This window comes from Sphaerotilus sp. (genome assembly GCF_013299175.1).
GTDB lineage: Bacteria > Pseudomonadota > Gammaproteobacteria > Burkholderiales > Burkholderiaceae_C > Sphaerotilus.
In genome coordinates, this window is sequence record NZ_JAAFKF010000115.1 from 1 (window position 1) to 11,159 (window position 11,159).

The 11,159-nt window shown below is 70.2% G+C and carries 12 protein-coding genes and 3 pseudogenes; 12 read left to right on the forward strand and 3 right to left on the reverse strand.

Annotated features, from left to right (window positions below; genetic code table 11):
- From QZW52_RS16335 to QZW52_RS16345, 3 genes and pseudogenes are all read left to right on the forward strand, one after another.
- Positions 1 to 243, forward strand: a pseudogene (locus QZW52_RS16335) (hydroxysqualene dehydroxylase HpnE); the annotation flags it as partial.
- A 30-nt stretch (positions 244 to 273) separates the two neighbouring features.
- On the forward strand, positions 274 to 552 hold the full coding sequence (locus QZW52_RS16340; RefSeq protein WP_294000705.1) for a type II toxin-antitoxin system TacA family antitoxin: 279 nt from the start codon (positions 274 to 276) through the stop codon (positions 550 to 552).
- Positions 549 to 1,058, forward strand: a complete 510-nt coding sequence (locus QZW52_RS16345) for a GNAT family N-acetyltransferase (RefSeq protein ID WP_294000707.1) — start codon at positions 549 to 551, stop codon at positions 1,056 to 1,058. The genes QZW52_RS16340 and QZW52_RS16345 overlap by 4 nt, the downstream gene beginning before the upstream one ends.
- A gap of 63 nt (positions 1,059 to 1,121) precedes the next feature.
- Here the strand turns inward: QZW52_RS16345 and QZW52_RS16350 are convergent, their stop codons facing one another.
- Positions 1,122 to 1,706 carry a superoxide dismutase gene (locus QZW52_RS16350; protein WP_294000708.1) on the reverse strand — a complete coding sequence of 195 codons (585 nt, stop codon included), beginning with the start codon at positions 1,704 to 1,706 and terminating at the stop codon, positions 1,122 to 1,124.
- A 70-nt stretch (positions 1,707 to 1,776) separates the two neighbouring features.
- Positions 1,777 to 3,009, reverse strand: a complete 1,233-nt coding sequence (xseA, locus tag QZW52_RS16355) for an exodeoxyribonuclease VII large subunit (RefSeq protein WP_294000710.1) — start codon at positions 3,007 to 3,009, stop codon at positions 1,777 to 1,779.
- 236 nt (positions 3,010 to 3,245) lie between these two features.
- On the opposite strand from xseA, the gene QZW52_RS16360 reads away from it, so the two are divergent.
- The 9 genes and pseudogenes from QZW52_RS16360 to QZW52_RS16400 all read left to right on the forward strand — a co-directional run bounded on the left by QZW52_RS16360 (position 3,246) and on the right by QZW52_RS16400 (position 10,854).
- Complete coding sequence (locus QZW52_RS16360; RefSeq protein WP_294000712.1) at positions 3,246 to 3,872, forward strand: MotA/TolQ/ExbB proton channel family protein; 627 nt, start codon at positions 3,246 to 3,248, stop codon at positions 3,870 to 3,872.
- A gap of 21 nt (positions 3,873 to 3,893) precedes the next feature.
- Positions 3,894 to 4,325, forward strand: coding sequence for an ExbD/TolR family protein (locus tag QZW52_RS16365; RefSeq protein WP_294000722.1), 432 nt, complete (start codon positions 3,894 to 3,896; stop codon positions 4,323 to 4,325).
- Positions 4,326 to 4,335: 10 nt separating this feature from the next.
- The gene (gene lpxK, locus QZW52_RS16370) at positions 4,336 to 5,379 is read left to right on the forward strand and encodes a tetraacyldisaccharide 4'-kinase (RefSeq protein WP_294000715.1); all 1,044 of its coding nucleotides are present in this window, start codon (positions 4,336 to 4,338) and stop codon (positions 5,377 to 5,379) included.
- 11 nt (positions 5,380 to 5,390) lie between these two features.
- Complete coding sequence (locus QZW52_RS16375; RefSeq protein WP_294000717.1) at positions 5,391 to 5,606, forward strand: Trm112 family protein; 216 nt, start codon at positions 5,391 to 5,393, stop codon at positions 5,604 to 5,606.
- A 2-nt stretch (positions 5,607 to 5,608) separates the two neighbouring features.
- A complete protein-coding gene (kdsB, locus tag QZW52_RS16380) occupies positions 5,609 to 6,364 on the forward strand; it encodes a 3-deoxy-manno-octulosonate cytidylyltransferase (RefSeq protein ID WP_294000719.1) in 756 nt (251 codons plus the stop codon).
- 167 nt (positions 6,365 to 6,531) lie between these two features.
- Positions 6,532 to 7,185 carry an adenylate kinase gene (gene adk / locus QZW52_RS16385; RefSeq protein WP_294000720.1) on the forward strand — a complete coding sequence of 218 codons (654 nt, stop codon included), beginning with the start codon at positions 6,532 to 6,534 and terminating at the stop codon, positions 7,183 to 7,185.
- Positions 7,186 to 7,260: 75 nt separating this feature from the next.
- Positions 7,261 to 8,019 (forward strand): 3-hydroxyacyl-CoA dehydrogenase, encoded by a 759-nt coding sequence (locus tag QZW52_RS16390; protein ID WP_294000721.1) that lies wholly within the window; start codon positions 7,261 to 7,263, stop codon positions 8,017 to 8,019.
- 42 nt (positions 8,020 to 8,061) lie between these two features.
- A pseudogene (locus QZW52_RS16395) lies at positions 8,062 to 9,891 on the forward strand (gamma-glutamyltransferase family protein); the annotation flags it as partial.
- A 60-nt stretch (positions 9,892 to 9,951) separates the two neighbouring features.
- Positions 9,952 to 10,854 (forward strand): formylglycine-generating enzyme family protein, encoded by a 903-nt coding sequence (locus tag QZW52_RS16400; RefSeq protein WP_294000723.1) that lies wholly within the window; start codon positions 9,952 to 9,954, stop codon positions 10,852 to 10,854.
- A 16-nt stretch (positions 10,855 to 10,870) separates the two neighbouring features.
- Here QZW52_RS16400 and QZW52_RS16405 read toward each other — a convergent pair.
- Positions 10,871 to 11,159, reverse strand: a pseudogene (locus QZW52_RS16405) (anion transporter); the annotation flags it as partial.

The following is an 11,159-nucleotide window of genomic DNA, read 5'->3' on the forward strand; positions in this document are numbered from 1 at the left end:
ATGGACGTGACCGGCGCGGCCTTGCTGGCGCAGGCGCGGTCGGTGCTGCGTGGCGAGGGGGCGCAGGGCGCGGTGCTGGTGAAGCTGGTGGCGGAGAAGCGGGCGACGTTTCGCTGTGTGCCGGGGCTGCGGCGGCCGGTGGCGCGGATTGCGGCGGGGCTGAGCGCGGCGGGGGACCATGTGGACGGGCCGTATCCGGCGACGATCGAAGGGGCGGTGCGCAGCGTACATTCAATGTACTAACATTGGGCACCACACCCCGGGACTCGCTCCATGACCACCGCCACCCGTTCCTCCCGCCTTGGCCTGCGCGCCACACCCGACCAGGAGGCGGTGTTGCGCCGCGCCGCCGAGGTGGCGCACAAGTCGCTGACCGAGTTCATCCTGGACAGCGCCTGCCGCGCAGCGGAACAAACGCTGCTCGACCAGCGGCTGTTCATCGCATCTCCCGCGCAGGGTCAGGCCCTGCTCGATCTGCTGGACCAGGCCCCAGCCGACAACCCCGGTCTGCTCGAATTGTTCGCTCGCAAGGCGCCGTGGGAAACCGCGTGACGCTGTCGGCCCCGCAGCCGCTCGGTGCGGCACACCGGCTGGACGGATTCCACTGCGGCCAGCCCACACTCGATGACTGGCTGATGCGCCACGCCCGCCAAGCGAACGCCAGCGGCTCGGCACGCACCTTCGTCGTCACGACGGACGCCGAAGCGGTCGCGGGCTATTTCGCGCTCACCGTCGGGCAGATCGACACGCTGAAAGCACCAGACCGCATCCGGCAAGGCATGGGGCGCTATCCGCTGCCGGTCGTGGTGCTTGCCCGGCTAGCGGTGGATCAGCGGTCACAGGGACTGGGCGCAGGAGTCGGACTGCTGAAGGACGCCGTCCGGCACACGCTGCTCATCGCCGATCAGGCTGGCATCCGCGCCATGCTGACCCACCCGATCGACGCGCCCGCTGCTGCGTTCTATCGCCGCTTCGGGTTCATCGATTCACCGCTGGGAGCGCCGCAGATGCTGTTGCTGCTCAAGGATGCGCGGCGCTGGGTTCAACCTCAGCCGTGAGCAACAAAAAGCCGACCCACAGGCCGGCTTCCATCGCACGAGGGCGAACCCCCGTCAGCGCATTCAGGCGAAATTGGCTTCCGCAAACGACCAGTTCACCAGGCTGTTCAGGAAGGTCTCGACGAACTTCGGACGCATGTTCCGGTAGTCCACGTAGTAGGCGTGCTCCCACACGTCGATGCACAGCAGGGCCTTGTCGGCGGTCGTCAGCGGGGTGCCGGCGGCGCCCATGTTGACGATGTCCACCGAGCCATCGGCCTTCTTCACCAGCCACGTCCAGCCGGAGCCGAAGTTGCCGACCGCCGACGCCTGGAACGCCTTCTTGAAGTCATCGACCGAACCCCACTTGGCCGCAATCGCGTCGGCCAGCGCACCACTCGGAGCGCCGCCGCCGTTCGGGCTGAGGCAGTTCCAGAAGAACGTGTGGTTCCACACCTGCGCGGCGTTGTTGTAGACGCCACCGGCCGGGGCCTTCTTGACGATGGCTTCCAGGTCGAGGTCGGCGTAGTCCGTGCCCTTGATCAGGTTGTTGAGGTTGGTGACATACGCCTGGTGGTGCTTGGCGTAGTGGTATTCGAAGGTTTCCTTCGACATGTGCGGCGCCAGGGCGTCCATCGCGAACGGGAGTGCGGGCAGGGTGTGTTCCATGAGAGTCCTCTTGTGGGTGAGCCGGGTGGACCGGCAGTGAAAAACGGCTGTGCGATTGTAGGCAAGGCGTTCAGACCATGCCGGGATGGGGCTGGTCCGGCTCGACGGCGGTGACGGTGGTGCGCACCCGGCCATCGCGCAGCACCGCCATCAGCGCCGCGCCGGGCTGCACCTGCGCGACCGAGACCAGCGTGCGGCCCTCGGCGTCGGTGACCCAGGCATAGCCGCGCTGCAGCACGCGGGCCGGGTCCAGCGCCTGCAGCCGCGCCGCGAGCAGGTCCAGCCGCTGCCGGTGCTGCTGCAGCGCACGGGGCAGCGCCGTGCCGTGGCGCTGTGCGAGCAAGGCCAGCCGCTGCTGGTGCTGGCGCAGCGCCTCGGTCGGCCGCGACAGGCGCTGCGCGGCGCGGTCCAGCCGCTGCGCCTCGCGGTCGAGCCGGCGTTGCAGCGCCTGCCGCAACTGCGCTTGCCGCTGGTCGAGCGAGGCCAGACAGGCGGCCTGCTCAGGGGCGACCAGCTCGGCGGCAGCGGTCGGCGTCGGAGCGCGCAGGTCGCTGGCGAAATCGGCCAGCGTGAAGTCGGTTTCATGGCCCACGCCGCACACCACCGGGATCGGCGACACCGCGATGGCGCGCACCACCGCCTCGTCGTTGAACGCCCACAGGTCTTCGAGCGAGCCACCGCCGCGGCAGACGATCAGCGTATCCACCTCGCGCCGCTGCCCTGCTTCGGCGATGGCCCGCACCAGCAACGGCGGCGCGTCCAGCCCCTGCACCGGCGCGGGATAGACGATCACCTCGACGTGCGGCGCGCGGCGGCGCAGCGCGGTCACCACGTCGTGCAAGGCCGCCGCGGCCAGCGACGTGACCACCCCGACACGGCGCGGGAACGTGGGCAGCGGGCGCTTGCGGTCGGGGTCGAACAGCCCTTCGGCTTCGAGGCGGGCCTTCAGGCGCAGGAACTGCTCCATCAGCGCGCCCTCGCCCGCCGGGCGCATCGCCTCGACGATCATCTGTAGCTCGCCGCGCGGCTCGTAGACCGCAAGCTTGCCGCGCAGCTCCACCGCCTGCCCGTCCCGCGGCGAGAAGTCGAGGTACCCCGCCGCCCGGCGGAACATCGCACAGCGCAGGCCCGCGCTGCCATCGGGCGCCCGCAGGTTGAAGTAGCAATGCCCGCTGGACGCCCGCGTGAAGCCGGCCAGCTCGCCGCGCACGGCCACGGCGCCGAAGCGCGTCTGCAGCGCCTCGCCCACCGCCTGCACCAGCACGGCCACATCCCAGACGCGGGCGGTGTTTGCTGTTGTCATCGAAAATTCACAATTGATTAAAAATGAGGCAATCCAACAAAAACGCTGTGTTGACAGGCACTTGGCGCATCCATCCTCAGCTTGTCCCCAAGGTTATCCACAGGAGCCGGGGAGAATTCGTGCCACAACGCACAGGTGTTACGGTCTTCGAGCACGCAGCCTTGCGTCCATAATCGCTGCTGCTGCGCCGCGCCGCGCCAGGCTGCGGATGTCCACCTCACCCTGGGGAACGACCCTTGTTTTCGATCATACAAGCCGCTGGCTGGCCAATTTGGCCGCTGATCCTGTGCTCCATCGCCGCGCTGGCGATCATCATCGAACGCTGCATGAGCCTGCGCGCCGCCAAGGTGGCGCCCCCGAAGCTGCTCGACGAGGTGCTCACCCTCACGCGCAACAGCCTGCCGGCGTCGGACGTGCTCGACAAGCTGCACGGCAACTCGGCGCTCGGCACGGTGCTGGCGGGTGGCATCCGCGCCGCCGTCGCCGATCCGCGCTGCGACGAGGCGCAACTGCGCAACGCCTTCGAGACCTCCGGCCGCATCGCCACGCACCGGCTGGAACGCTACCTCAACGCGCTGGGCACCATCGCCTCGGCCGCGCCACTGCTGGGCCTGCTGGGCACGGTGGTCGGCATGATCGAGATCTTCGGCGCGCAGGTGCCGAACTCGGGCGGCAACCCGGAGCAGCTCGCACACGGCATCTCGGTGGCGCTCTACAACACCGCGTTCGGCCTGATCGTGGCGATCCCGTCGCTGATGTTCTACCGCTACTTCCGCGGCCAGGTGGACGAGTTCGTGCTGACGCTGGAGCAGGCGGCCGAGCGGCTGCTGCCCCAACTGCTGCCGCGTCCCCCGCGTCGCTGAGCGGAGAGGCGCACCATGGCCATGAACTTCCGTCACCGACGCCCCGAGGAGCCGGAGATCAACCTGATCCCGTTCATCGACGTGCTGCTGGTGGTGCTGATCTTCCTGATGCTCACCACCACCTACGCCAAGTACACGCAGCTCAAGATCACGCTGCCCGTGGCCGAGTCGAACAAGATCGAGAGCCAGCCGCGCGAGATCGTGGTGGGCGTGTCCTCGGACGGGCACTACACGCTCAACAAGCAGCCGATCGAGGGCGTGGGTGTCGAGATACTGACCACGGCGCTGACCACGGCGGCGCAGGGCGACGTGAACCGCGTGGTGATCGTCTCGGCCGACGCGATGGCGGCGCACCAGAGCGTGATCAACGTGATGGACGCCGCCCGCCGCGCCGGACTGGTGCAACTGACGTTTGCCACCCAGAGCGCCCGCAGCGGCGGCAAGGGCCAGTGAGCCTGCGCCGGTGACACCCGCAGCGCGGCTGGAGGCCATCTGGCAACACGGCGGGCCGGCGCAATGGCTGCTGCGTCCGCTGGGCGGGTTGCATGGGGCACTGGTCGGGCTGCGGCGGTGGTTGTACCGGCACGGCTGGAAGGCCACGGTGCGGCTGCCGTGTCCGGTCATCGTGGTGGGCAACCGGGTCGCGGGTGGCGCGGGCAAGACGCCGACCACGCTCGCACTGATCGGCGCGCTGCAACAGGCCGGCTGGCGTCCCGGCATCGTCTCGCGTGGCCATGGCAGCCAGGCCACTGCCGCCCGCCCCGTCCACGCACACACGCCGGCCACCGAAGTCGGTGACGAGCCGCTGCTGATGCAACGCCGCTCGGGCGTGCCGGTCTGGGTCGGGCGGGACCGGGCCGCTGTCGCCGGGGCCTTGCTCGCAGCACATCCCGAAGTCAACGTCCTCGTCTGCGACGATGGGCTGCAACACCTGCGCCTGGGCCGGAGCATCGAGATCGTGGTGTTCGACGAACGCGGGGCGGGCAACGGCTGGCTGCTGCCGGCGGGGCCGCTGCGCGAGCCGATCGACGCACCCGCTGCGGCGCCCCACCAGTGCGTGCTCTACAACGCTGCCCGGCCCAGCACGCCCCTGCCCGGCGACTGCGCGACGCGGCAGCTCGCGGGCGCGGTCGAACTGGCAGGCTGGTGGTCGGGCGCACCAGCGACACCGGAACAGCTCACTGCCCTGCGCGGACAGCGTGTGTGCGCCAGCGCGGGGATCGGGCAGCCGCAGCGGTTTTTCGACGCCCTGCGCATGGCCGGCCTGACGCTCGCCCCGGCCGACACGCTGGCCCTCGACGACCACCACGACCACGCCCGCCTGCCCTGGCCCGCCGACGCCACCGATGTGGTCGTGACCGAGAAGGACGCCGTCAAGCTCGACCCGCAGCGCGTGGCCCGCGAGCGGCCGGGGCTGCGGGTGTGGGTGGTGCCGCTGGAGATGGTGCTGCCGGCGGTATTCACCCGGCGTGTGCTGGCCGCGCTCGGCCCCGTGCCGGCAAGGTAGCATCACGCCCCATGGACACCCGCCTGATGCAACTGCTCGTCTGCCCGCTCTGCAAGGGGCCGCTCAACCATGACCACGCCACGCACGAGCTGGTCTGCCCGGCCGACCGGCTGGCGTTTCCGATCCGCGACGGCATGGCCGTGATGCTCGAAAGCGAAGCGCGCACGGTCGATCCGGACGCGCCGCCGCCCTCGCCGTTCCCGGTCCCCGACGCACCTGCGCCCTGACGATGGACTGCACCGTGCTCATCCCCGCCCGGCTGGCCTCGACGCGCTTGCCGAACAAGCCGCTGGCCGATCTGGGCGGCGTGCCGATGGTCGTGCGGGTGGCGCAGCGTTGCGCGGGGGCCGGAGCGCGGGCCGTGGTCGTCGCCACCGATGCGCCCGAAGTGGCCGACGCCTGTGCGGCACACGGCGTGCAGGTGGTGATGACCCGCACCGACCACGCCACCGGCAGCGACCGCCTGGCCGAAGCCTGCGCACTGCTCGGACTGGACGGCGATGACCTCGTGGTCAACGTGCAGGGCGACGAGCCGCTGATCGACGTGGCCCTGGTCGCCGCCTGCGTGCAGGGTTTGCAGGACCACCCGGACTGCGTGATGAGCACCGCCGCGCACGCCATCGACAGCGTCGAGGAGTTCGTCAACCCGAATGTCGTCAAGGTCGTGTGCGATGCAGCGGGGCGGGCGCTGTACTTCTCGCGGGCGCCAATGCCGTGGTGGCGTGACGGCAATGCGGGTGGCATCACCGCGTTGCCGACCGATCCCGCGCCACTGCGCCACATCGGCATCTACGGCTACCGCGCCGGCTTCCTGCGCCGCTTCCCCACGCTCAGCGCCAGCCCGGTCGAGCAGGTCGAGGCACTGGAGCAATTGCGCGTGCTGTGGCATGGCGAGCGCATCGCGGTGCATGTGAGCGACAGCCGGCCCGGACCCGGGGTGGACACGCCGGAAGATCTCGCCCGCGTGCGCTGTTTCTTCGCGTAGCACTGGGGGGACACGGGGTGTTCCTTCCCGTGACCATCTGCGGGTAATCGAGGCCCATTGGTCGCTATCGAGTCAGTTTCGGCACAGGAGCTGCGTGGTATTCTCACGCCAATTTGCAGCCAATCCTGCCAGCATTTCAGCAGTTCTGACCATTCCCGAGGAGATCCATGAGACTGATCCTGTTGGGCGCACCCGGCGCCGGCAAAGGCACGCAAGCGGCCTTCATCTGCCAGAAATTCGGCATTCCCCAGATCTCCACGGGTGACATGCTGCGTGCGGCCGTCAAGGCGGGCACCGAGATGGGCCTGGCCGCCAAGAAGGTGATGGACGCCGGCGGCCTCGTCGGCGACGACATCATCATCGGACTCGTCAAGGAACGCATCCAGCAGCCCGACTGCGCTGGCGGCTTCCTGTTCGACGGCTTCCCGCGCACCATCCCGCAGGCCGACGCGATGAAGGCTGCGGGCGTCAAGCTCGACTACGTGCTCGAAATCGACGTGCCGGACGCCTCCATCATCCAGCGCATGAGTGGTCGCCGTGTCCATGTGGCTTCGGGCCGCACGTACCACACCGTCTTCAACCCGCCCAAGGTCGAAGGCAAGGACGACGTGACCGGTGAAGACCTGATCCAGCGGGCCGACGACGCCGAGGACACCGTGCGCAAGCGCCTGGAGGTCTACCAGAGCCAGACCCGCCCGCTGGTCGATTACTACTCGCAGTGGGCCGCCACGGGCGACGCAGGTGCGCCCCAATACCGTGCCATCAGCGGCACGGGCACGGTGGACGAGATCACCGCCCGCGCCTTCGCTGCGCTGGCCTGATCCAGCCTCCCCGACAGCCGCCCACGGGCGGCTTTTTCACGCCATCCAATTGACGTTTACGTAAAGGACAACCCCATGCAGATCGCCGATCGAGTTTTCATCGTCACGGGCGCCGCCTCCGGGCTGGGTGAAGGTGCCGCGCGCATGCTGGCGCGCGAAGGGGCCAAGGTCGTCATCGCCGACCTGCAGGCCGAGCGCGGCGCGGCGATCGCGGCGGAGCTGGGTGGTGCCTATGTGCGGTGCGACGTGTCGAACGAGGACGATGGCCGAGCCGTGGTGGCCCAGGCCGTGTCGATGGGCAAGCTGATGGGCCTCGTGAGCTGCGCCGGCATTGCCCCGGCCAGCCGCACCGTCGGCCGCGACGGCGCCCACCCGCTCAGCCTGTTCAGCAAGGTCATCAGCGTCAACCTGATCGGCACCTTCAACATGGTCCGCCTCGCCGCCGAGGCGATGTGCAAGAACGCGCAGGAGGACACGGGCGAGCGTGGCGTGCTGATCAACACCGCCAGCGTCGCCGCGTTTGATGGGCAGATCGGGCAAGCGGCGTATGCGGCGAGCAAGGGCGGCGTGGTCGGCATGACGCTGCCGATCGCGCGCGACCTGTCGAAGAACGGCATCCGCTGCATGACCATCGCGCCGGGCATCTTCGGCACGCCGATGCTGTTCGGGATGCCGCAGGAGGTGCAGGACGCGCTGGCCGCCGGGGTTCCGTTCCCGAGCCGGCTGGGCACGCCGGCCGACTACGCCAAGCTGGTCCACCAGATCGTCACCAACGAGATGCTCAACGGCGAGGTGATCCGCCTGGATGGCGCGATCCGGCTGGCCCCGCGCTGATCCCGATGCGGCGGGCACTGCGCCTGTGACACGATGGCGGGCATGACGACCCGCCTCCCTGCCCGCCTCCTGCACCTCCCGCGCCTCTTGCGCCTGTCGCTGACCGTCTGCGCCACCGGGTGGCTGGCGGCGTGCAGCGTGCTCGACCTCTGGCGACCCGCTGAGCCGCAGCAACCGGAAGCGGCCTCCGCCATCACCGCCAAGCCCGGCTGGACCACCACCCGCTACGCCGTCGCCGCCGCCAACCCGCTGGCCGCCGAAGCGGGGCGCAGCATCCTCGCCCAGGGCGGCAGCGCCATCGACGCGGCGGTGGCCGTGCAGATGGTCCTCACCCTCGTCGAGCCGCAGTCCAGCGGAATCGGCGGCGGGGCGTTCCTGCTGCACTGGGACGGCCAGCGCGTGCGCGCCTACGATGGCCGCGAGACCGCCCCTGCCGCCGTGGACGAGCGGCTGTTCCTGGACAGCAGCGGCAAGCCCATGGCCTTCCACGACGCGGTGGTCGGCGGACGCTCGGTCGGGGTGCCGGGCACGGTGAAGATGCTGGAGCTGGCCCATGCGCGCCACGGGAAACTGCCGTGGTTCGTGCTGTTCGGGCCGGCGATCCGGCTGGCGGAAGAAGGGTTTCCGGTCAGTCCGCGGCTGCACACCCTGCTCGCGGCCGATGCCCACCTGCGCAAGGATCCGGTCGCCGCCGCGTATTTCTACCCGGACGGCCAGCCGCTGCCGATCGGCCACACGCTGAAGAACCCGGCGCTGGCGGAGGTGCTGCGCAGGCTGGCGAACGACGGTGCGCAGGCGCTGTACCAGGGCGAGATCGCCCAGGACATCGCCGACAAGGTGCAGCGCCACGCCACCAACCCCGGCCGCCTGACCACCGCCGACCTCGCCGCCTACCAGCCCAAGGAGCGCCCGCCGCTGTGCCACGCCCACACCGCGGGCGGGCGGGCGTGGACGCTGTGCGGTTTCCCTCCCCCCAGCAGCGGCGCCATCGCCATCGGCCAGATCCTCGGGATGGTGGGCCAGACCGACACGGCGCGTACACCGCTGACCAGCGTGGGCATGCCGTCGGCGGACTGGCTGCACACCTACCTGGAAGCCTCGCGGCTCGCCTTCGCCGACCGGGCGCTCTTTGTGGCCGACCCGGATTTCGTGGCGGCACCAGACGGCGACTGGCGCAGCCTGCTCGACCCGGCGTACCTGCACGACCGCGCCCGCCGCATCGGCCCGCAGCGCGCCGCGGACGCCCCTGCCGGCCAGCGCGGCGGCGTGCGAACCGGCTTCGCGCCCATGCCCAGCCAGCCCGAATACGGCACCAGCCACCTCAGCATCGTCGATGGCGACGGCAACGCCCTCTCGATGACCACCACCATCGAGGATGCGTTCGGGTCGCGGCAGATGGTGCATGGCTTCCTGCTCAACAACGAACTGACCGACTTCAGCTTCCTGCCCGCCGACGCCGCCGGCCGCCCCATCGCCAACCGGGTCGAGCCAGGCAAACGGCCGCGTTCTTCCATGTCGCCGACGCTGGTGTTCGACGACCAGGGGGCGCTCGCGATGACGGGCGGCAGTCCGGGCGGGGCGCTCATCATCCACTTCACGGCCAAGACGCTGCACGGCGTGCTGCAGTGGGGCCTGTCGCCGCAGCAGGCGATTGATCTGCCGAATTTCGGGACGACGGGCGGGCCGGTGCTGCTGGAAAAGGGGCGGTATCCAGCCGAGGTGGTCGAGGCGCTGAAGGGACGCGGACACGACGTGCGCGAGGTGGACATGACCAGCGGCCTGCAAGCCTTGCAGCGCAGCCCCGACGCCACGTCCGCACGCCCGGTCTGGCGCGGCGGAGCGGACCCGCGGCGTGAAGGCGTGGTGCTCGGCTCGGCGCCCTTGTCGGCCTGCGACACGCCGGGCGTGCAGGTCTGCGCCAACCGGCTGGGCATGGAGCTGGTCCGCATTCCGGCGGGCACGTTCTGGATGGGCAGCGACGAGTCCCCCGCCGCGCTGGCCCGCGATTTCCCTGCCGCCGACGCCGAGCGGCTGGGCAAGTTCGACGACGAGGCGCCCCGCCACCGCGTGCGCATCACCCGCGACTTCCTGATGGGCCGCCACGAGGTCACGGTCGGGCAGTTCCGCACCTTCCTCGCCGCGTCGGGCCATGTGCCGGAGTCGATCGCCGACGGCACGGGCGGCTACGGCCACAACCCCGCCTACGACCCGAACACCTCGCCGCGCCGCGACGCCTTCGAGGGCCGCTCGCCGCGCTACTCCTGGGCCAACACCGGCTTCCCGCAGGACGACCGCCACCCGGTGGTCAACATCACCTGGCACGACGCGGTGGCCCTGGCGCGCTGGCTGACGCAGACCGAAGGCCGCGTCTACCGGCTGCCGACCGAGGCCGAGTGGGAATACGCCTGCCGCGCTGGCGCCGACAACACCCGCTACGGCCACGGCAACGACCCGCAGGGACTCGTCGGCCACGCCAACGTCTTCGACACCTCCGCGGCCAAGCTGTGGCCTCAGTGGCAGCCGCACGCGCTCCAGGCCAACGACGGCCATGTCTTCACGTCCCCGGTCGGCAGCTACCCGCCCAACGCCTTCGGCCTGCACGACCTGCACGGCAACGCCTGGGAATGGACCAGCGACTGGCACGCTGACGACTACTACGCCCGCTCGCCCGGCGAGGATCCGCAAGGGCCGGCGACGGGCGACGTGCGCGTGCGCCGAGGGGGGTCGTGGCACACATGGCCGCTGTATGCACGCTGCGGGTTCCGGAACTGGAACTCGCCGGAGACGCGGTATCCGCTGGTGGGGGTCAGGCTGGTGATGGAGCTGGGGCGGTGACGCCGCATCACCCGCGTCATGCGCTCGCCTGAAACGCCAGCCACCCCGCCGCGATCCCCAGCGTCACCACCGCCACCGGCACCCCCGTGTACGCATGTCGCCGCCAGTCGATCACGACGCCGCAGCGTTTGGCCGCGTCCACCACGATGATGTTCGCGATCGACCCCACGATCAGCAGGTTCCCCGCCAGCGTGCTGACCAGCGCCAGCGTCAGCCCGACGTGGTCCCCCTTCGCCAGCGGCATCAGCACCATCACCGCCGGCACGTTCGACACCAGGTTGCTCAGGCCCAGCGTGGTGAAGAAC